The organism is Streptomyces sp. NPDC001443 (genome assembly GCF_053597355.1).
The window spans coordinates 308,840-329,803 of the sequence record NZ_JBSFIA010000003.1 but is presented as its reverse complement, the minus strand read 5'-3'; the positions used below and the strand labels follow the sequence as shown (position 1 = coordinate 329,803).

At 72.2% G+C, this 20,964-nt stretch carries 19 protein-coding genes; 13 read left to right on the top strand and 6 right to left on the bottom strand.

Annotated features, from left to right (window positions below; genetic code table 11):
• Positions 1–8 precede the first annotated feature (8 nt).
• Together ACWC24_RS06465 and ACWC24_RS06460 are read right to left on the bottom strand one after the other, a co-directional pair.
• Positions 9–1,619, bottom strand: coding sequence for an N-acyl-D-amino-acid deacylase family protein (locus ACWC24_RS06465; protein WP_450661683.1), 1,611 nt, complete (start codon positions 1,617–1,619; stop codon positions 9–11).
• Positions 1,620–1,656: 37 nt separating this feature from the next.
• Complete coding sequence (locus tag ACWC24_RS06460) at positions 1,657–2,922, bottom strand: amino acid deaminase (RefSeq protein ID WP_450661682.1); 1,266 nt, start codon at positions 2,920–2,922, stop codon at positions 1,657–1,659.
• A gap of 133 nt (positions 2,923–3,055) precedes the next feature.
• Between ACWC24_RS06460 and ACWC24_RS06455 the strand changes: the two genes are divergently transcribed.
• From ACWC24_RS06455 to ACWC24_RS06435, 5 genes are all read left to right on the top strand, one after another.
• A complete protein-coding gene (locus ACWC24_RS06455; protein WP_450661681.1) occupies positions 3,056–4,168 on the top strand; it encodes a sugar kinase in 1,113 nt (370 codons plus the stop codon).
• Entirely contained in the window at positions 4,165–4,926 is a 762-nt protein-coding gene (locus ACWC24_RS06450) for an IclR family transcriptional regulator (protein ID WP_450661680.1), read from the top strand. The genes ACWC24_RS06455 and ACWC24_RS06450 overlap by 4 nt, the downstream gene beginning before the upstream one ends.
• A 79-nt stretch (positions 4,927–5,005) precedes the next feature.
• Positions 5,006–5,416 (top strand): RidA family protein, encoded by a 411-nt coding sequence (locus ACWC24_RS06445; protein ID WP_450661679.1) that lies wholly within the window; start codon positions 5,006–5,008, stop codon positions 5,414–5,416.
• Between the two features lie 123 nt (positions 5,417–5,539).
• Positions 5,540–7,018, top strand: a complete 1,479-nt coding sequence (locus ACWC24_RS06440; RefSeq protein ID WP_450661678.1) for a GntP family permease — start codon at positions 5,540–5,542, stop codon at positions 7,016–7,018.
• A gap of 54 nt (positions 7,019–7,072) precedes the next feature.
• On the top strand, positions 7,073–7,864 hold the full coding sequence (locus tag ACWC24_RS06435) for a hypothetical protein (RefSeq protein ID WP_450661677.1): 792 nt from the start codon (positions 7,073–7,075) through the stop codon (positions 7,862–7,864).
• 76 nt (positions 7,865–7,940) lie between these two features.
• Here ACWC24_RS06435 and ACWC24_RS06430 read toward each other — a convergent pair whose 3' ends face one another.
• Positions 7,941–9,296, bottom strand: a complete 1,356-nt coding sequence (locus ACWC24_RS06430) for a M14 family metallopeptidase (RefSeq protein ID WP_450661676.1) — start codon at positions 9,294–9,296, stop codon at positions 7,941–7,943.
• Positions 9,297–9,604: 308 nt separating this feature from the next.
• On the opposite strand from ACWC24_RS06430, the gene ACWC24_RS06425 reads away from it, so the two are divergent.
• Positions 9,605–10,513: an anti-sigma factor RsbA family regulatory protein gene (locus ACWC24_RS06425; RefSeq protein ID WP_450661675.1), complete on the top strand. Its 909-nt coding sequence runs from the start codon at positions 9,605–9,607 to the stop codon at positions 10,511–10,513.
• Between the two features lie 31 nt (positions 10,514–10,544).
• On the opposite strand, the gene ACWC24_RS06420 is transcribed toward ACWC24_RS06425, so the two are convergent.
• From ACWC24_RS06420 to ACWC24_RS06410, 3 genes are all read right to left on the bottom strand, one after another.
• Positions 10,545–11,828, bottom strand: a complete 1,284-nt coding sequence (locus ACWC24_RS06420; protein WP_450661674.1) for a hypothetical protein — start codon at positions 11,826–11,828, stop codon at positions 10,545–10,547.
• Between the two features lie 92 nt (positions 11,829–11,920).
• Positions 11,921–12,430, bottom strand: coding sequence for a SigE family RNA polymerase sigma factor (locus tag ACWC24_RS06415; protein ID WP_450661673.1), 510 nt, complete (start codon positions 12,428–12,430; stop codon positions 11,921–11,923).
• 224 nt (positions 12,431–12,654) lie between these two features.
• Positions 12,655–14,418 carry a chitinase gene (locus tag ACWC24_RS06410; protein ID WP_450661672.1) on the bottom strand — a complete coding sequence of 588 codons (1,764 nt, stop codon included), beginning with the start codon at positions 14,416–14,418 and terminating at the stop codon, positions 12,655–12,657.
• A gap of 429 nt (positions 14,419–14,847) precedes the next feature.
• Between ACWC24_RS06410 and ACWC24_RS06405 the strand changes: the two genes are divergently transcribed.
• From ACWC24_RS06405 to ACWC24_RS06375, 7 genes are all read left to right on the top strand, one after another.
• On the top strand, positions 14,848–15,657 hold the full coding sequence (locus tag ACWC24_RS06405; protein ID WP_450661742.1) for a hypothetical protein: 810 nt from the start codon (positions 14,848–14,850) through the stop codon (positions 15,655–15,657).
• An 89-nt stretch (positions 15,658–15,746) separates the two neighbouring features.
• The gene (gene cpaB, locus ACWC24_RS06400; RefSeq protein ID WP_450661671.1) at positions 15,747–16,454 is read left to right on the top strand and encodes a Flp pilus assembly protein CpaB; all 708 of its coding nucleotides are present in this window, start codon (positions 15,747–15,749) and stop codon (positions 16,452–16,454) included.
• Between the two features lie 9 nt (positions 16,455–16,463).
• Positions 16,464–17,720 (top strand): AAA family ATPase, encoded by a 1,257-nt coding sequence (locus ACWC24_RS06395; RefSeq protein WP_450661670.1) that lies wholly within the window; start codon positions 16,464–16,466, stop codon positions 17,718–17,720.
• Positions 17,717–18,118, top strand: a complete 402-nt coding sequence (locus tag ACWC24_RS06390) for a TadE family protein (RefSeq protein WP_450661669.1) — start codon at positions 17,717–17,719, stop codon at positions 18,116–18,118. Before ACWC24_RS06395 ends, ACWC24_RS06390 begins: the two co-directional genes overlap by 4 nt.
• A gap of 1 nt (position 18,119) precedes the next feature.
• Positions 18,120–18,482, top strand: a complete 363-nt coding sequence (locus ACWC24_RS06385) for a TadE/TadG family type IV pilus assembly protein (protein WP_450661668.1) — start codon at positions 18,120–18,122, stop codon at positions 18,480–18,482.
• Positions 18,483–18,632: 150 nt separating this feature from the next.
• Positions 18,633–19,970, top strand: coding sequence for a CpaF family protein (locus tag ACWC24_RS06380; RefSeq protein WP_450661667.1), 1,338 nt, complete (start codon positions 18,633–18,635; stop codon positions 19,968–19,970).
• A 32-nt stretch (positions 19,971–20,002) separates the two neighbouring features.
• Positions 20,003–20,947, top strand: a complete 945-nt coding sequence (locus tag ACWC24_RS06375; RefSeq protein ID WP_450661666.1) for a type II secretion system F family protein — start codon at positions 20,003–20,005, stop codon at positions 20,945–20,947.
• Positions 20,948–20,964: the final 17 nt, after the last annotated feature.

Below are 20,964 nucleotides of genomic sequence, written 5' to 3'. Positions count from 1 at the left end.
GCGGGCGGTCACCGGGGTGTCCGGCGGACCGCCCGCCCCGCCAGTACGTCCGTCCGGCGGCCGTCCTCGATCACGAACCGGCCGTCGACCAGGACGTACGGGATGCCCGTCGGCGGCGTGCGCGGTGCGTCGTACGTCGCGCCCGCCGCGACGGTCGCCGGGTCGAACAGCACCAGGTCGGCCCGGTACCCCTCGCGGACCAGCCCGCGGTCCGGCAGTCGCAGCCGGGCCGCCGGGCGCCCGGTGAGGTGGGCGACGCACTCCTCCAGCGACAGCACCCCCAGCTCCCGTGCGTAGTGCCCGAGATAGCGCGGGAAGGTGCCGTACGCCCGCGGGTGCGGCCTGGCACCCGTCAGGATGCCGTCCGAGCCGCCGGTGTGGACGCGGTGCCGCATGATCGCCCGGACGTTCTCCTCGTGCCCCACGTGCTGGAGGATCGTCGGCCCCAGCCGGTCCGCGAGCAGCAGCCGGCGGGCGGTGGCCCAGGGGGCTTCGCCGCGCAGCCGCGCCGACGCCAGGACCGTACGGCCGACGAGGTCGCCGAGCGCCGGGTCGGCGACCCCCGAGATCTCGACCGTGTCCCAGTCGACGGGCACGCCGTGGCAGCCGTCCGCGCCGGTGACCTCCAGGTCGTACCGGATCCGCTCGGCGGTCGCGTCGTCCGCCAGCCGCCGCAGCAGCTCCTCGGGGCCGCCCTCGGCCGCCCAGCTCGGCAGCAGCGCCGCCAGGGTCGTGCAGCCGGGGGTGTAGGGGTAGCTGTCGAGGGTGAGGTCGGCGCCGCCGGCCAGCGCCTCGTCCAGCAGCGCCAGCAGCTCGGGCGCCCGCCCCTCGTTCACGCCGAAGTTCATGGTGGCGTGGGTGAGATGCAGCGCGCAGCCGGCCTCCCGGGCCAGGTCCACCATCTCCGCGTACGCCTCCAGCGCGCCGGCCCCGTAGGAGCGGTGGTGCGGTGCGTAGTAGCCGCCGTAGCGCGCCACCACCCGGCACAGTTCGGCCAGTTCGGCGTCCCCGGCGTACATGCCGGGGGTGTAGGTGAGCCCCGAGGAGAGGCCGACCGCGCCCTGCTCCAGGCCCTCGGCGACCAGTTGCCGCATCCGCTCCAGCTCCCCGGGCGTGGCCGGGCGGTCCTCCCAGCCGACGACGAGCGCGCGGACCGTGCCCTGGGGCACGAGATAGGCCGCGTTCACGGCGACGCCCCGGTCCAGCCGGTCGAGGTACTCGCCCACCGACCGCCAGTCGAGGTCGAGGTCGTCGCCGTACCCGTTCCAGCCGGTGATCACCCGGCGCACCTCGTCGAGGGTGCGGTCGTCGACGGGGGCGTACGACAGCCCGTCCTGGCCGATCACCTCCAGCGTGACGCCCTGCGCGGCCTTCGCCGAGTGGTCGGGGTCGCGCAGCAGCGCCAGGTCGCTGTGGGCGTGCATGTCGATGAAGCCGGGGGACAGCACGAGCCCCTCGGCGTCCAGCTCCCGGCGCGCCCGCGGGCGCTGGCAGCCCGCCGCGGCGGCCTCCTTGACGATCGAGACGATCCTGCCGTCGTCCACGACCACATCGGCGCGGTACGCGTCCGCGCCGGTGCCGTCCACGACGTCCGCGTCCCGGATGACGAGGTTCTCCACGCAGTCCCTCCCGGGGAGAAGTCGGTCACGAACCTGCTCAGAAGAACGTGCGGACGCAGTCGACGACCGTGCCGTCCGCCTCGGCGACCGGGATCAGCGGCCACTTGTCGAAGGACGTGCACGGGTGGGACAGGCCGAGGCCCACCCAGTCGCCCACCTCCAGATCCGCCTCGGGGCCCGTGCGCAGCCAGGCGTGCTGGTCGGACAGCGCGGTGACCTCGATGCCGGTGGCGGGCCGCTCGACGCCGTCCCTGCGCACCACCTGGGCGACGGGCAGGTCGAGGTCGTAGGCCGCGTCGCGCTTGCCCGCGTTGACGAAGGCCTGCTCGGCGGACGGGCGCGAGACCACCTGGGTCCACAGCCGGAACGCGGGCTCCAGGGCCCCCTCCTCGGGGACCCGGTTGAAGGGCGTCAGCCTGCGGTAGTGACCGTCGTCGTGCGAGACGTAGGCGCCCGAGCGCAGCAGCTTCAGCACGGGCGAGGAGAGCTCGGGGATCTCGGCGAACACATCGGCGACCGCGTCGAACCAGGCGCTGCCGCCCGCGCTGACGACGATCTCGTCCACGCCGTCGAAGCGCCCCGCCTTGTCGAGGTCGGCGGCCAGCGCCACCAGTCGGCGCAGCCAGGCGCGCACCCGCTCCGGGGTCGCCTCGGGCACCTCGCCCTCGTAGCCCGCGACCCCGACCAGCCGCAGCTCCGGTACGGCCGCCACCGCGTCGGCGACCGCCGCGCACTCCGCCTCCGTACGGACCCCGGTGCGCGCGCCCTCGCCGGCCGCCAGCTCCACCACCACGTCCACCGGCCGTGCCGCCCCCGCCAGCGCCGCGCCCATCAGCTCCACCCCGCGCACGGAGTCGACGTAACAGACGAGCCGGAAGGCGGGGTCGGCGGCCAGCTCCGCGGCGATCCAGAGCAGCGAGGCCGCGTCCACCAGTTCGTTGGCGAGGAAGACCCGCTCGACGCCGAACGCCCGCGCCACCCGCACCTGGTGCGGCACGGCCAGGGTGATGCCCCAGGCGCCGTGCTCGATCTGCCGCTGGAAGAGCTGGGGCGCCATGGTGGTCTTGCCGTGCGGGGCGAAGGCCAGCCCGTGCCGGGCCGCGTACGTCTCCATCAGCTTCAGGTTGTGCTCCAGCCGCTCGGCCGACAGGGCCAGGACCGGGGTGGCGAATCCGCCGGTGAACAGGTTGCGGCGCTGGGCGGCCAGCTCGCCGACGGTCAGCCCGTCGGCGTCGGGCGGGAAGCCCTTGAAACGGTGGTCGACGCGTTCCTCGGCCAGGCGGGCGAGCGCCTCGGTGCCCATGGGACCTCCTGATCTGGTGCGTTGCACATATTGCAACGCTCGTTGCGTCTATCGCTCACTGCTGTCTAACATCTCGGCCGACACGGGGTCAACGAAGCCGTCGTACCCCGAGGACCGAGGAGTTACGACGATCGTGGCCGCCGCCGGACCCCGCAACGCCCCCGACGTGGTGGACGTCGTGGCGCTCGGCGAGTCCATGGTCACGTTCCTGCCCTCCCGGCCCGGCCGCCTCGCCGACGTCCCCTCCTTCGACCGCGCCATCGGCGGCGCCGAGTCGAACGTGGTCTGCGCGCTGGCGGCCGCGGGCCACTCCGCGCGCTGGGTCGGCCGGGTCGGCGCCGACGGGTTCGGCGACCACCTGGTCGAGGCGATCGGCTCCCACGGCGTCGACGTCACGTCCGTACGGCGCGACCCGGACCGGCCGACCGGCGTCTACTTCCGTACCGCCCAGGACCGGGCGAGCGACGCGCACGAGGTGGCCTACTACCGGGCCGGTTCCGCCGCCTCGGCGATGTCCGCGCACAACGTCGACCTGCGCGCGGCACGCGCCGGACGGGTGCTGCACCTGACCGGGATCACCGCGGCCCTCTCCGCCGACTGCCGTGCTCTGCTGCGTGAGCTGACCGCCCGCCGGCCGTCGGCGGGCCCGCGCCCGCTGGTCTCCTTCGACGTCAACCACCGGCCCGCGCTGTGGCGGGACAGCGACGGGCCGCGGGTCCTGCGGGAACTGGCCCGGGACGCCGACCTTGTGTTCGTCGGCGAGGACGAGGCGCGGGAGCTGTGGGGCCTGGAGGGCCCCGAGGCCGTCCGCGCCGCGTTCCCCGGCCCCGCCGTCCTCGTCGTCAAACAGGGCGACAAGGGGGCCACCGCCTTCGCCGAGGGGGCGGGCGCGACAGGCGGGACGAGCGCCGAGAACGGCGGCGAGCGGGCCCGCCGGGGCGCCGGGCTGTTCGTCCCCGCGCTGCGGGTCGACGTCGTGGCCTCGGTCGGCGCCGGTGACGCCTTCGCGGCCGGCTTCCTCTCCGCCGTCCTGCGCGGACTCCCCGTCCGCGACCGGCTCCGCCACGGCCACCTCATGGCCGCCGCCGCCCTCACCGCCCCCGGCGACCTCGCCGTCCCCCCGACCCGCGGCCACGCCGACCGCCTCGCCGCCCTCGACGACACCGCGTGGGGGAGACTTCGACTCGGACCCGGCTGGAGCACCCAGGACGCACCCCGGGCGCCGGAGGAGGCACACACCCCATGAGCCAGACCGTCGATCGCGCGCTGAGCATCCTGCCGCTGCTCGCGGAGGGCCCCGCCGACCTCGGGCAGGTCGCCGACCGGCTCGGCGTCCACAAGTCCACCGCCCTGCGCCTGCTGCGCACCCTGCACGAGCACGGGCTGGTCTACCGCCAGTCCGACCAGCGCTACCGCCTCGGCGCCCGCCTCTTCGCGCTCGCCCAGGAGGCGATGGAGAACCTCGACATCCGCGAGATCGCCCACCCCCACCTGGTCCGGCTGAACGAGAGCTGCGGGCACACCGTCCACCTCGCCGTGTACGAGGACGACGAGGTCCTCTACATCGACAAGGTGGAGAGCCGCTATCCCGTGCGCATGTACTCACGGATCGGCAAACCGGTGGCGTTGACGGTCGCCGCGGTGGCGAAACTGCTGCTGGCCGACCTGCCCGAGGCCGAGCGCCGCGCCCTCGCGGAGAAGCTCGACTACCCCCTGTACACACCCCGTTCGACCCCCAACGCCAGCACGTTCCTGCGGGAGCTGGAGCAGGCGCGCGAACGGGGCTGGGCCACCGACCTCGGCGGCCACGAGGAGTCCATCAACTGCGTCGCGGCGCCCGTCCGCGGTGCCGACGGCCGTGTGGTCGCCGCGATGTCGGTCTCCGCGCCCAACGTCGTCGTCACCGCCGACGAACTGCTCGCCCTGCTCCCGCTGGTACGCCGTACGGCCGACGAGATCAGCGGCGAGTACTCCGGCAGGGCGCCCGTGTCGCACCCGGCGTGACGGCTCCCGCACGACAGCCCGTACGACAGTCCCGTACGGCAGCCCCGTATGACCGCCCCCCCGTAACGAAGGACCGCTGATGACGGACAAGATCGCCCTCACCCCGAAGACCCACAGCACCCCGCCCGCGCGGTTCTCGCACGGCGTCAGGAAGGGCAACATCCTCCAGGTCGCCGGCCAGGTCGGCTTCCTCCCCGCCGAGGAGGGCCGGCCGCCCACGCCGGCCGGTCCCACCCTGCGCGAACAGACCCTCCAGACCCTCGCCAACGTCCAGGCGGTCCTCGAGGAGGGCGGCGCGAGCTGGGAGGACGCGATGATGATCCGGGTCTATCTGACGGACGTCGACCACTTCGCCGAGATGAACCAGATCTACAACGCCTACTTCGAGGAGCAGGGCCTCACCCAGCCGCCCGCGGCCCGTACGACGGTCTACGTCGGTCTGCCGGCCGGCCTGCTCGTCGAGATCGACGCCCTCGCCGTGCTCGACTGACGGTCACCCGATTCCACCCGTACACGCACCACACGGCGCGGCGCCCGCGCACGTCCTTCCGGGCGCCGTGCCGCGCTCCGCCCTGCCCGAAAACCGTGTGCACCCACCCAGAGGACCCCCCGAATGCCACCTTCGCCCGCCGCGCCCGCCCCTGCCGCGACCCCGCCGCACACCGGCGGTCTGCTCCTGCTCTTAGACGGCACCGCCGGACTGCTGACCGTCGCCGCCATCGGTATCGCGCTGCTGCTCTTCCTGATCATCAAGGTACGGCTGCAGCCCTTCGTCGCCCTCCTCGCCGTCTCCATAACCGTCGGCCTGCTGTCCGGACTGTCCGTCACCGAGCTGTTCGGCACCGTCCAGCGCTCGGACGCCGTCTCCACCGTCGAGACCGGCATGGGCGGCATCCTCGGCCATGTCGCCATCATCATCGGCCTCGGTACCATGCTCGGCGCGATCCTCGAGGTCAGCGGCGGCGCCGAGGTGCTCGCGTCCCGGCTGCTCGGGGTGTTCGGCGAGCGGCGGGCACCGCTCGCCATGGGGTTCACCGGCCTGATCTTCGGTATCCCGGTCTTCTTCGACGTCGGCATCTTCGTCCTCGCGCCGCTGGTGTACGCGGCCGCCAAGAGGTCCGGCAAGTCGATCCTGCTCTACTGCCTGCCGCTGCTGGCCGGCCTGTCGATGACCCACGCATTCCTTCCGCCGCACCCCGGCCCGGTGGCCGCCGCCGGTCTGCTGCACGTCCAGCTCGGCTGGGTCATCCTCATGGGCATCGTCTGCGGCATCCCCGCAGTGCTCGCCGCCTGGGCCTACTCGGCCTGGATCGGCAGGCGGATCTTCGTCGCCGTACCGCAGGACATGGTCGAGGCGGCGGCGGAGGCGAAGCGCGCGGTCGTGGCGGAACAGCGTGCCTCGGGCGTGGAGCCGCAGGAGGAACCGGTGCCGCTGGGCACGGTCCTCGGCATCATCGGTACGCCGCTGATCCTGATCCTCGCCGCCACCTTCTCCTCGATCGCCCTCGACCCTTCCACCGCCCGTTCGGTCATCACGTTCTTCGGCCACCCGTTCGTGGCCCTCACCATCGCCCTGCTCCTCGCCTACTACCTGCTCGGCATCCGACGCGGCTGGTCCCGCAAGTCCCTGGAGACCGTCTCCACCGCGTCCCTCAAGCCGGTCGGCAACATCCTGCTGGTCGTCGGCGCGGGAGGGGTGTTCGGTGCCGTGCTGAAGGCGAGCGGGGTGGCCCAGGCGCTGTCCGACACCTTCAACGACGTCGGACTGCCGGTGGTCTTCCTGTCGTACCTGATCTCGGTGGTGCTGCGGGTGGCGCAGGGATCGGCGACGGTCGCGATCGTCACCACCGCGGGCATCGTGGCCCCGCTGCTCGCCGAGGGACACCACTCCCAGGCCTTCGTCGCCCTGGTCATCATGGCCGTCTCGGCGGGCTCCATCTTCGCCTCGCACGTCAACGACGGCGGCTTCTGGATGGTGGCCAAGTACTTCGGCATCAGCGAGCGGGACACCCTGCGGACCTGGACCGTGCTGGAGACGGTCCTGTCGGTGGCGGGGTTCGCCGTGGCAGCGGTCTTGAGCATCTTCGTATAACGAAGTTGGGGGCTGGCTGTGTCCGGCACAGGATCGTCGACCATACTGCCCGCTGTGGAGCAGCGCATAGGTTCGAGCAGCCAGCCCCTGGAGGGCGAGCCGTTGAAGGGCGCCGGTTTCGACCCGGCCTTCATCCCCGGGCTCACGTCACCCCTGTCCACCCAGCCGGGCGTCGCCGGGTCGAAGGACACCGGACCGCGGGACGCCGAGCAGGCGGACGAGCCGGAGGACACCGCGTCCGAGGACACCGCGTCCGAGGACGCCGCGTCCGAGGAGAGCGCGCCGGAGGAGGCCGCGGACGTCACGGACGCCGAGGCCAAGGCCTCTTCGGACGCGGCCGGTACCGCCGAGGAGGAAGAGACCGTCGACGGCCCCGTCTTCGAGGCGGCCGACCGACGCGCGCGGATCGTCGCCGACGCCCGGGGCATCCGCCTGAGCCTCGACGACCAGGCGTGCGAGTTCCGTTGGGACGAGATCGGGGCGGTGGAGACCGAGACCGCGCGCTTCGGCAAGCGGTTCACCGTCACGGTCCACACGCCCGACCGCCGCTGGTTCCCGATCGAGATCGAGGCGAAGGCCAGGGCGCGTTTCAAGGAGTGGGAGGACCAGTTGGACGCGGTCCTCGACGCCTACTTCGAGGACGGCGAGCCCGAACAGGCCGACGCGGTCGACGCGGTCGATGCGGCCGAAGAGGCCGAAGCGACCGCCGACGCCGACGAGTCGTCCGAGCCCGAGTCCAAGTCCGACGAGTCCAGGTCCGAAGAGGACAAGGTCGATGAGGACAAGGTCGATGAGGACAAGGCCGCCGACGCCGAGAAGGACGAGTCCGCCGCGACGAAGTCCTGAAGTCCCGAAGTCCTGAAGCCCTGAGCGGATCCGGTGAGGTCCGGTCCGGTGACGTACCGGACCTCCCGCGGAGCGCTCAGGAGCAGTACTGCGCCTGCTTCCCGATCGACCGGTACATACAGTCCGCGTTCTCCAGCAGTTGGAGCACCGCGTCCCGGTTGCGCGAGGTCTCCCGCTCGATCACCTCGTCGGGCGGGTAGAAGCCGCCCGCGGAGCTCGACGTCGGGTACATCTCGAAGGTGAAGTCGAAGATCTTCTGGGTGCCCCAGAGATAGTCGTCGATCGTGCCGTCGGTGATGTACAGATCGCTGGACTGCTCGGCCGTGTAGCCGTTGCTGGCCGCCATCTTCTGCCCGACGGCCTTGAACGCGGCGGCGTCGTCCGCGGTCATCCCGGTGGCCGTGTCGTTGTACGTGTACCCGAACGGCCACAGCACCAGTTCGCTGTACGTGTGGAAGTCGATCCCGGCGGTGATCTGCTGCTTCCCGCCGACGATCCGGCCGCGTACGAAGTCGGCGACGACCTTCACCTCGGGCGCGGACTCGCCCGACGCGCCGCGGTAGGTCTCCGAGGAGGCCGACCCCGAAGAGCCGCCGCAGCAGCCCCACTTGTAGTTCCAGTTGCGGTTGAGGTCCGTACCGACGTACGAGGAACCGGAGTTGGGCTGGCGGTTCTTGCGCCAGGAGCGGTAGGAGCCGGACGCGATGTCGTACTCGCCGCCGTCCGGGTTGAGGTCCGGCACGATCCAGATCTCGCGGTTGTTCACCATGTCGGTGATGCGCGAGTCGGAGCCGTAGCCCGCGCCGAGTTCGCGCAGCAGGTACAGCGCCATCTCCACCGTGAGGTGTTCGCGGGCGTGCTGGTGGAAGGTGAGGAGCACCTCCGGCTCGGACTCGTCGGTGGCCACGTTGTCGCTGACCTTGATGGCGACGATGTCGCGGCCCTGGTACGACTTGCCGATGACCCGCTTGCTCATGATGGCCGGGTAGGCGGCCAGCCGCTGGTCGATCTCCGCCGTCATCTCGGCGTAGTTGTGGTACTTCGAGTCGGCGGAGGGGAAGTCGTAGAGCCGCAGTCCACCGGCCGAGGAGCGGTCGGGGGCCGAGCCCAGCGGGGATACGTCGTAGCCCTGCCGCCGCAGTTTGCCGATCTGGTCCGCGCGGCCGGAGACGACGACGCTCTCCGCGTCGGCCTCGTCGATGCTCACGCCGGCCGCGGCGATGGCGGTGCGCACGGCCGGGGTGCTGTGCCCGACGTGCACCTCGTACTGGTGGATGTCGTCGGAGGAGGGGGCCGCGGCACGGGCGCCGTCGGCGGTGGCGGAGGTGGTCGTGGCCGCCACCGGCGCGGCGAGCGCGAGGGCCATCAGGGCGGCGAGCGCGGCGCCGTGCCTGCCGCTCCGGGCGCCCGGGCCGCGTGGGCGAAGTCGCATGAGATCTCCTTGTTTCTCCAGGGATTCCGGGGTCGCCGGAAGTGGGGGTGGAGCCAGGGGGTGGTCAGTGCGACGTGCTGGTGCGGGTGTGCCGCCATCGTCGACTCATGTCATGACCGGGTCAAGGGCGAGCCAAGGGTCGAGGGCGTGAACCAGCCGGGAAGAAGCCGCGCAGTGTACGCGGGACCGGGTCCTGTGACGCGGTCCCCGGCAAAGTGCACCCGAGGGTGTGATCGGCACGTGCATAGGTGTGTGGTGCGCGGCGAGAGTGGGGCGTCCGCGCAAGGGGAGTCCAGCACGGGGGACCCATGAGCCGTACCCGACCCGCCGCCCCGGGGCCGTTCGACCACCGTATGGCGGTCTTCGGCTCGGACGACGACTTCGTCGCCGCAGCCCGTCCCTTCCTCGCCGAGGGCCTCGGCGCCCCGGACGAACCGCCGCCCGTGGTGATCGCCGCCCCGGACAACCTCGAGGTGCTGCGCGACTGCCTCGGCGGCGACGCGCGCGAGGTCGGCTTCATCGAGCACACCGACTGGTACACCGGCTCCGCCGCCAACGCGGTCGCGCAGAGCGCCGGTTACCTCGCCTGCCACGCCGGGCCCGGCGGCCGCGTCCACCTGCTGATGGAGCCGGTGTGGGGCGGCCGGGCCGGGCGGTCGGTCCGCGAGAGCGCCGAGTGGATCCGCTACGAGGCGCTCACCAACCTCGTCTTCGCGCCGATGGCCACGACCGTCCTGTGCGCCTACGACACCCGCACCGCCGGCTCCGCCGTCGTCGCCGCGGCCCGGCGCGCCCACCCCGACACCGAGGTCTACGTGGACCCCGTACGGCTGGCCGCCGAACTGGACGCCGTACCGCTGCCGCCGCCCTCGCCGGACGCGCGGCGGCTGCGCGGAGGCGTGGCCAAGAACGCCGTACGCGCCTGGGCCAGCGGCCGCGGACTGCCCCTCGTGGACGCCGAACTGTTCGCCGAGGCCGTCACCGAGGCCGCCGCCCTGGGCCCGGTCACCGGCGCCCTGCTGTGGGGCGAGGCGCCGGTCTGCGTCGCCGAACTGAGCCTGGCCCGCCGGGTCGACGACCCGCTGGCCGGCTTCGTACCGCCGTCCGTCACCGGACTCGAACCCGGCCAGGGGCTGTGGTTCGCCCGGCAGGTGTGCGCCTACGTCGACGTCCGCGACGACGGCACGGGCGCGACCGTACGGCTCCAGTACGCCTAGACGTACCGGAGCCGTCGGGCGGACGTCCCGCTCAGCCCAGCGTGCGCCACTTCGGGCTGAGGGCGATGTCCCGGAGCTGCTTCATCGTCAGGGCGGGGGTCGCCCGGGTGGCGGCGGTCCGCTGGCTGGCGGCGTTGAAGCCGCTGATCACCACCCGCAAGCCGTCGGTCCGCAGGGTGTCCACCGTCCACATCACGACCCCCGAGCCGCCCTTCTCGCCCGGCCCCTGGCGGGAAGCGACGAGCGTGCCGTCGGACAGGGTCTCCGCGCCCCCGAACAGCTCTCCGGCGAGGTCCGAGCTGCCGGGCTGCACGTTGATCTGGACGTAGCTGCGGCCCTTGCCGTCGTCGAGGACGAGGTAGGCGAACTCGGTGTCCTCCCCGCTCTTCGTCACCACCTTCGTCCCCTTGGGCAGCAGACCGGTGAGGGTGCGGACGATCGCCTTGCCGTCACCCGCCGGAGTGGCGGGACCGGCCGGCTCCTCCGGGACGGGCTGGGTGTCGGCGATCTCGCGCCACTCCTTCGCGGCCGCCAGCTCCGTCAGCCGGGCCACGGAGAGCGCGGGTTCCGGGCGGGTGACGGGGGAGCCCTTCTCGGCCGCCGCGTTCCACTCCCGCACGGAGACGTGCTGCCCCGACGGGGTGATCAGCTCCGCGGTCCACATCTTCGTGTCCTCGCGCTTGTCGGGGTACTCGTACCCCTTCAGGACCATGAGGACGGAGTCGTCCGCGAGGTGCGTCGTCGTGCAGGCGTCGAACGGGGTGAAGACCTTGTCCGGGCACTGGGTCGTGTCCCGCGCCTGCTTGCCGCCCGGACGCACCCGGTCCACCCCGACCGAGACGGTCGTGGCGCCCTTGCCGTCGTCGAAGACGAGCTGCGCGGACGGCGGGTACCGGCCGTCCGTGCCGCGCCCGTCCTGCTCGCTGAACGTGCCCTTGGGGAGCAGTTTCTCGAGCGTGCGGATCATGTCGTCGCGGGAGAAGGCCGCGGACGGGGACGCGGACGGGGACGCGGACTCGGACTCGGCCGGACGCGGCTGGGAGGCCACCGACGACGGCTGGGCGGCGGGTGCGTCGCCCCACGGCACGATCAGCGCGCCGCCCACCCCCACCAGCGCGATCCCTGCCACGCTGCCCACGACGGCGGTCCTGCGCAGGAGCTGCCGCCGCCGTCCGCGGGCCGCGCCGCCGGCCGCGAGCGCGGCCCGGTCGGTGTCGAAGGTGCTGCCGGTCACCTGGAGGGCGGCGGAGAGCCGGTCCTCGAAGGGGTCGCCGGCGGGAACGCCGGACCGGTCGTCGTACGGGTCCACGGGCATGACGAACCACCTTTTCCGCGAGGTCTGGGATGAAGTGAGAGGTGACGATCGGAGTGGTCGGGGAAGGCGGGGGGAGGCGGGGGAGGGAGGGGTCAGGGGCGGGCGTAGGCGCCGACGTCCTCGCCGAGCAGCTCCCGCAGCCGGCCCAGGGCCCGCACACAGCGGGTGCGCACGGCCGCCGAGCTGGCGTTCATCGCGTCGGCGGTCTCCTGGATGGAGCGGTCCTCCCAGTAGCGCAGGACGATCACGGCCCGGTCCTTGGCGGGCAGGGTGCCGAGCGCCGACATCAGGGTGAGCCGCAGCGCCGGGTCGGCGAGGGTGCCGTCCGCTCTGTCGGGCAGCAGGTCGGTGGCGCGCTCGCCGCTGCTGCGGCGCCGCTGGTGGGCGAGGAACGTACGGGTGAGGACGGTCTGTGCGTAGGCGGCGGGGTTGTCGGCCCGGGAGACCCGGCCCCAGCGGGTGTAGAGGCGGCCGAGGGTGTCCTGCACCAGGTCCTCGGCGAGATGGGTGTCCCCGGCGGTGAGCAGGCAGGCGGAGCGGTACAGATGTCCCGCGCGTGCCGCCGCGAACTCCGCGTACTCCTGCGCGCGGACCTGCCTCATGTGTGCCCCCTGCTCGTGGTTCCCGCCTGCGCCGTGCTGCCCTCACCCCATTGATGCGGCGGGGTACGGGAAATGTTTCAGGGCTGACGCACCGACAACTGAGATCTGGCTCACAGCAAGTCGGGCGGGTGCGGGCTCCTGGACGCGAAGGAGCCGGGGCCGGCCGCGCGCGTGGTGCGCGCGGCCGACCCCGGCTCGGGTCGGGTGTTACGGGTGCACGCCGGTTACGGCAGGGCGTGCACGTGCGGGCCCACCGCGTTGGACCAGGCGTTGCCCGCCGAAGCGTCCCAGTTGGTGGACCAGGTCATCGCGCCGCGCAGGGCCGGGTAGGCCTTGGAGGGCTTGAACGAACCGCAGTTGGTGAGCTTGGTCAGGCAGTCGAGGGCGTTGTTCACGATCGTCGGGGAGACGTAGCCGCTGCCCGCGCCGCTGGTGGAGGCGGGGAGGCCGAGGCCGACCTGGGACGCGTCGAGGCCGCCCTGGAGCTGGATGCAGGCGAGCGCCGTCAGGAAGTCGACCGAGCCCTGCGAGTAGACCTTGCCGTCGCAGCCGAGCATCGAACCGCTGTTGTAGTACTGCATGTTGACGACGGTGAGGATGTCCTTGATGTTCAGCGCCGTCTGGAAGTAGGAGTTCGACGTGGACTGCATGTCGATGGTCTGCGGGGCCATGGTGATGACCAGGGACGAGCCCGCCTTCGCGGACAGGGACCGCAGCGCCTGGGACATGTAGGTCGCGTTGAGGCCGTTCTCCAGGTCGATGTCGACGCCGTCGAAGCCGTACGTCTGCATCAGCGAGTACACGGAGTTCGCGAAGTTGGTCGCGGAGGCCGAGTCGCTCACCGAGACGGTGCCGTTCTGGCCGCCGATGGAGATGATGACCTTCTTGCCCGCGGCCTGCTTGGCCTTGATGTCGGCCTTGAACTGGTCGACGGTGTAGCCGCCGAGCCCGGCCGAGTCGAGCGTGAAGCTCACCGCGCCCGGCGTGCTCGTGGCGTCGGCGAAGGCGACGGCGATGATGTCGTACTGCGACTGCACGGCGGAGAGCTTCTGCACGGTCGCGCCGTTGTTGAAGTTCTGCCAGTAGCCCGTCACGGCGTGTGCCGGCACGGTCCCGCCGCCGCCCCCGCCACCGCCGGACGCGGCCGTCGTCCCGGTCACGGCCGTGGACTTCGCCGACTCGCCGGCCGAGTTGGTCGCGCTGACCTGGAACGAGTACGCCGTGGAGGCGCTGAGCCCCGAGACGGTCGCGGAGGTCCCGCTCACCGACTGGACCTTGGAGCCGCCCTGGTAGACGTTGTAGCCGGTCGCGCCCGACACGGCGTTCCAGGCCAGGGAGACCGACGAGGAGGTCGTGCCGGACACCGCGAGGCCCGCGGGGGTCGCCGGGACCGTCGGGGCCGGGTCGCCGCCACCGCCGCCGTCGGGCCCGAACACCGAGAAGTCGTCGGCGAGGTAGGCGGGCTGGCCGTACCAGCCGTGCGACCAGATCGACACCGACGTCGTCGAGGCGCCGGTGGTGAAGGTGGTCGAGAGCTGCGTCCAGGTGGTGTTGGGCGTCCAGGTCGAGACGTCCGTCGTCCCCGTGCCGGTCACCCCGAGGTAGGTGTAGGACCCCTGCACCCAGGCGCTCAGCGTGTACGTCGAGTTGGGCTTCACGGCGACGGACTGCGAGCACTGGGCGTAGTCCTGCCCGGCGGGCGTGGCCTTCAGCGCGGCCGCGCCGCTGTGCACCGGCGAGGAGACGGTCGTACCGCTGCCCGCGGAGCAGGTCCAGTTGGTCAGGCCCGACTCGAAGCCGCCGTTCTTGACGTTGTTGACGTCCGCGGCGGACGCCAGGCCCGCGCCGGCGAAGGTCAGGGACAGGGCGGTCGCGGCGGTGGCCGCCCAGAAACCGGTGCGCCCGGCGAAGGCGCGCCCGGAGCGGGTGCGTGCGGCGCGGGTGCGGCCGGGGAGGGCGGGTCTGGGGAGGGCTGGTGCGCGGTCCACGGGGGCCTCCGGTGGGGGAGAGAGATGGGGGGAGGGATGGGGGGAGAGCAGCGGGGGGAAGGGGAACGAGAGAAGACAGACGCAAGGGGGAGAAGTGGGGCGCGAGAAGGGGGAGTTGATGGCCACCACTGCAAGTACAAGTTGGTCCAGACCAATTGGGATTGTCAAGAGGTCCAGACCAAATCCGTCGTCCGTGCGGGCGTTGTCCGACCCGATGCACAACGTGCCCCGTTTTGCCGTGACTTGCGTGAACACGGTTCTCTCTCGGCTGCCCAAAGGAGGCTCTTTGGCCATGGGCCCGTGGTTACAGTGCTCGGGTAGTCACGCAATGAAGTCACCTCGGTGCACCGGAGTAACACCGGAGCACCGCCAGGCGCGAGGGACGGGGAGCTGCGCGTGCCAACTGCCATTGCCGTGACCGGTGCCGACATGGCGCTGCCGGCCCAGGACGAGCGGACCCTGCCCGCCGCCGTCCTGCACGACCTGGACCGGCGGCCGCTCGACCAGGCCCTGTCGGACGTGCAGACGCTGATCGAACAGCACGGCCACGTGATCGTCCTGACCTCGCGGGCCGCCCCCGCCGCCGTGTCGGCGCGGCTGCACACCGTGCGCTCCCTGCTGGAGAGCGACCGGATCGCCCTGTTCGGCCCGGAGCTGCCGCCGCTCGGCATCGCCGTCCTGGCCCGTCAGCTCAGGCAGTTGGCGTCCTGCGACCTCAGCCCCGGCGTGCTCGCCTCGGCGGGCCGGCTGCTCACCCACTATCTCCACACCGGCGCGCTGCTCGGCTCCGTCGCCGGACTCGACCGTGTCCCCGTCGATCTGAAGGCGCACGCCAGGTCCTGGATGCCGGGCAGCCAGTTCGCCGTACTCGCCCACCCGACACCGCAGTTGGTGCGGATCGGTCCCGGAGCGATGCTGACCGGGCCCGAGTTCGCCACCTCGATGCTGGTCGCCAGGGGGCAGCTCGCGGCCGACTGGGTCAGCGGCACCCTCGCCCCCGCCTGGAACGCCCAGGGGCTGCGCGAGGTCGCGCTGCCCGCCGAGTCGGCCGGGTGGTGGGGGACGGGGAAGCTGGTCGAGTTCTGCGCCTATCTGCCCGACCTGTCGGTGCTCTACCAGTTGGTGACCTCGGTGCGGCAGAGCGCCTGCCACTGGTGCGGCATCGACGTCATCGGCGACCGCTGCGTGTTCTGCTCCGCCACCCCGCCCGCCGCCGACCTGCCGGTCCCGGCCCGCTGACCCTCCCGACCGACCGCCTCCCGACCGACCTGCTCCCGCCGACTCCAGTAGCCCGCTCGACCGATTCCCCCAATGAGGTTGCACGGTTCATGAACTCCCGTCAGCGCCGCGGCGTGCTTCTCCTGATCCTGTCGGCCCTCTGCGCCCTGGGCGCGTTCGCCGGTGTCCTGTCCGTCATCAGCGACGTGAAGTCCAAGGTCGGCCCCGAGGTCACGGCGTACGAACTCCGGTCGGACATAGCGCCCTACACCACCCTCAGGGCCGACCAGTTCAAGAAGGTCGGCATGCCCGAGCGCTGGCTGTCGCCGAACGCGGTCACCGATCTCGCCGGCATCCGCGGCAAGATCGCGGTCACCGCCCTGCGCAAGGGCTCGCTGCTCCAGAGCGACATGATCGTGGACCGCCCCGCGCTGCGCCCCGGGCAGCAGGAGGTCGCCATCATGATCGACGCGGCGACCGGGGTCGCCGGCAAGATCACGCCCGGCTCCACGGTCAACGTGTACGCCACCTTCAAGGGCGCGCGGGACGGCGACCCCGACCAGTCCAAGATCATCGTGACCGACGCGAAGGTCATCGACGTCGGCGAGATCACCGCCCTGGAGCCGAACGCCGACAACCGCACCCAGCAGCCCACCGACGCCGTCCCCATCACCTTCGCCCTGACCACCCTCGACGCCCAGCGCATCACCTACGCCGAGTCCTTCGCCGAGCGGGTGCGGCTCGCGCTGGTCGCGCCGGGCAGCACCGTCGCGGTCCCCGAGAAGGACCGGACCTACGAACTCGCGAACGACAAGTAGGAGGCCCCCATGCCCACGAGGATCCTCCCGGCCGTCGGCGACGCGGACGCGGTCCGGTCCATCACGACCCTCCTGCACCAGCTCCCGGACGCCGAGCCGGTCCCCCCGGTCGTCGACTCCACCCAACTCGTCGACACCCTCGGCCGACTGGCCGCCGAGTCCGTCGACGAACTGCCCGAAGTCGTCGTCGTCCACGAACGCATCGGTCCGGTCCCCGCCCTGGAGCTCATCCGCGAGGTCGCCCTGCGCTTCCCGGCGGTCGGCGTCATCCTGGTCAGCTCCGACGCGAGTCCCGGCCTGTTCTCCGCCGCCATGGACTCGGGCGCCCGCGGCCTGGTCGCCCTGCCGCTGAGCTACGAGGAGCTCGCCAGCCGGGTCCAGGCGGTGGCCCAGTGGTCGGTGGGCGTACGGCGCCACCTGGGCCACGGCGCCGACGTGCTGCCCGGCGCGGGCGGCCGGGTCGTCACCGTGAGCGGCGCGAAGGGCGGGGTCGGCACCACCCTCACCGCCGTCCAGCTCGCCCTGGCCGCACAGGCCTCGGGCCGGGCCGTCGCCCTGGTCGACCTGGACCTCCAGACCGGCGACATCGCCTCCTTCCTGGACGTGCAGTTCCGCCGCTCGGTCGTCGACCTCGCGGGCATCAGCGACATCTCCCCGCGGGTGCTGGCCGACGCGGTCTTCCGGCACGACACCGGAGTGGCCCTGCTGCTCGCCCCCGGCGAGGGCGAACGCGGCGAGGAGGTCACCGACCGCGCCGCCCGCCAGATCGTCAGCGCCCTGCGCTCCCGCTACGAGGTCGTCGTCATCGACTGCGGCGCCCAGCTCGGCGGCCCCGGCGCCGCCGCCGTCGAGATGGCCGACACCGCGCTGCTGGTCACCACCCCCGACGTGGTCGCCGTACGGGGAGCCAAGCGCACGGTCCGGATGTGGGACCGCCTCCAGATCCGCAAGGCCGAGGAGACCACGGTCGTCGTCAACCGGCACACCCGCGGTACGGAGATCCAGCCCCCGCTGATCCAGCGGATCACCGGCACGGCGATCGCCGCCACCGCGATCCCCGCCAACTTCAAGGAACTTCAGACGGCCGTCGACGCCGGCCGGATCCACACCCTCGACAACCGGGGCACGGTGAAGCAGGCGCTGTGGACCCTCGCCGGCGAACTGGGCCTGATCGACGCGCCCGAGGGCACCCGCCGCGGCGGCCGCTCACGCGGCGGCGAGCGGGGCGCGGTGAGCCTGCGGCGGCGGAGGGGCGGCGGCGGATGAGGACGATCCGAGCAGCAGTGGCGACCGGCCGGGCGGACCGGGGGCAGGTGACCGTCGAGTTCCTCGGCATGACCCCGCTGATCATCATGACGCTGGTGCTGCTGTGGCAGTTCGTCCTCGTGGGATACACGTTCACGCTCGCCGGGAATGCTGCGGACGAGGCGGTGCGGGCGGGCACGGCGGCGCGCCCGGGGGAGCGGCAGGCGGCCTGCCGGGCGGCGGGCCTGGACGAGCTGTCGGGCGGCTGGAAGGGGGGCGCCGAGGTGAACTGCACCACCGGCGGCGGCTACGTGCGGTCCACGGTCGCCCTGAAGGTGCCCGTCCTGTTCCCCGGTGTGGTCGCCTTCCCGTTCACCGTCCACGGCGAGGCGGGCGCGGTGGAGGAGGCGAAGAACTGAGATGCCGTACGACGTCGGGCCACGCGCGCGGGACCGCGGCCAGGTCGCCATCGAGTACCTCGGGTTCATCCCGGTCCTGCTGCTGGTCGCCCTGGCCGGGGTCCAGCTCGGCCTGGTCGCCTACACAGCCCAGCAGGCCGGCACCGCGGCCCGCGCCGGTGCGCGCAGCGCCTCGCTGGACCAGGACCACCAGGGCGCCTGCCACAACGCGGTCAGCGACTGGCTGGCCGACGGCACGAGCTGTTCGAGCGCCGATCTGGGCGACTCCGTGCGGGTCACCGCCGAGATCGACATCCCCTCCCTGGTCCCCGGCTGGGACTTCGGACGGGCCACCCGGACGGCCACGATGCCCAAGGACCACTGACCCGACCACCGACCTGAGAGCCGACCCGAGATCCGACCCGACCACCGACCCGAGAGCCGACCCGAGATCCGAGGCGACCACCGACCCGACCGCGCGCGGGGAACCGACCGACGACCACGCAGGGACCGTACGAGCGAGGAGCACCGGACCATGAGCCTGCGGGCACGCATCAACTCCCCCGAGGAGAACGGCGGCCGGGGCGAGGACGGCCATCTGGTCGCCTCCTACCGCGCCAAGCTCCTGGAGGAGATCGACCTCGCGGAGATGGGCTCGCTGGCCGCGGCCGAACGCAGGGCGCGCCTGGAGCGGGTGCTCGGGCACATCATCAGCCGTGAGGGTCCGGTCCTGTCCACGGTCGAACGCTCCCAGCTCATCCGCCGGGTCGTCGACGAGGCGCTCGGCCTCGGCATCCTGGAACCGCTCTTGGAGGACGCCTCGATCACGGAGATCATGGTCAACGGCCCGGACGCGATCTTCGTGGAGCGCGGCGGGCGGGTGGAACAGCTCCCGATGCGCTTCGCCTCCGCCGACCAGCTCATGCAGACCATCGAACGGATCGTCTCCACCGTCAACCGCCGGGTCGACGAGTCCAACCCGATGGTCGACGCCCGGCTGCCGTCCGGCGAGCGCGTCAACGTCATCATCCCGCCGCTCTCGCTGACCGGCCCGATCCTCACCATCCGCCGCTTCCCGCGCTCCTACACGCTCCAGGAACTGGTCTCCTTCGGCTCCCTGGACGAGCACATGCTGTACCTGCTCGCCGCGCTGGTGCAGGCGAAGTTCAACATCATCGTCTCCGGCGCGACCGGCACCGGGAAGACGACCCTGCTCAACGCCCTCTCCGGGCTGATCCCCGGCGGCGAACGCATCATCACCATCGAGGACTCGGCGGAGCTCCAGCTCCAGCAGGCGCACGTCATCAGGCTGGAGTCGCGGCCCCCGAACGTGGAGGGCAACGGCCAGGTGACCATCCGCGACCTGGTCCGCAACTCGCTGCGCATGCGGCCCGACCGGATCGTCGTCGGAGAGGTCCGCGGCGGCGAGTCGCTCGACATGCTCCAGGCGATGTCGACCGGCCACGACGGCTCCCTGGCCACCGTCCACGCCAACAGCGCGGAGGACGCCCTGACCCGGCTCCAGACCCTCGCCTCCATGTCGGACGTCGAGGTCCCCTTCGTCGCGCTGCACGACCAGATCAACAGTGCCGTCGACGTCATCATCCAGCTCACCCGGTTCGCCGACGGCGCCCGCCGGATCACCGAGATCGCGCTCCTGGACAGCCACGGCGGCGAGCCCTACCGGCTGACCTCCGCCGCCCGCTTCGACGCCCGGCCGATGACCGCGGACGGCCGGGTCCACGGCGCCTTCCAGTACTTCCCGCTGCCCCGCCGTACCGCCGACCGCCTCTACATGGCGAGCCAGCCCCTCCCGCAGGCCTTCGGCGTCGCCCGTACGACCGAACAACTGGCCATCCGGGAAGCCCGGTAGAGACGGTAGAGACGGAGAGAACGGACCCCCTCATGGATCTCCAGACGCGCATCACCCTCACCACCGGCGTCACCCTGCTGGCCTGCCTCCTCGCCGTCGTCGGGCTGCGGGTTCACGCCTCCGGCCGCGCCCAGCGGGCGGCGCTGGTCGAGCGCCTCTCGCACACCGGCCGGCTCCCGGCCGGTGGACGCAGACGCCGCTTCCGCACCCTTGACCGCCGCCTGCGCCGCACCGGGGCGGGCCGGAAACTGGAACTGAGGCTGGCCGCGACCGGCCTGGACGTGACCCCCGGCGAGTTCTCCGTCTACATGACGGCGGCGGCGGTCGGCCTCTTCCTGGTCGGCCAGGCCTCCCTGGCCCCCTTCTTCGGCCCGATCGCAGGACTGCTCGGCATCTGGGCGGCCCTGCAGTTCCTGAACTGGCAGCGCCAGAAACGCATCGAGAAGTTCATCAACCAACTCCCCGAACTGGCCCGCATCCTGGCCAACGCCACCCAGGCCGGACTCGCCCTGCGCACCGCGATCGGCATGGCCGCCGAGGAGCTGGACGCCCCGGCCGGCGAGGAACTGGGCAAGGTCGCCGACCAGTTGGCGCTGGGCCAGTCCATCGACGACGCCCTGGGCGAGCTCGCCGACCGGCTCCCCTCGCGTGAACTGGTCGTCCTGGTCACCACCCTGGTGCTCTCCAACCGGGCGGGCGGGCAGGTGGTGGGCGCGCTGCGCAACCTCACCGAGACACTGGAGGAGCGCAAGGAGACACGGCGCGAGATCCGCACCCAGCTCTCCCAGGTCAACATGACGTCGTACGCCGTCCCGGTGCTCGGCGTCGGCTCCCTGTTCCTGATGAACGGGGTCAAGGACGGCGCCCTGGACCGCATGACCGGCTCGACCACCGGCCAGGCCTGCGTGATCATCGCGTTCGCGCTGTACGCGGTCGGTTTCGTCCTCATCCGCCGTATGTCCCGCATCGATGTCTGAGCCATCGGCCATCCGAG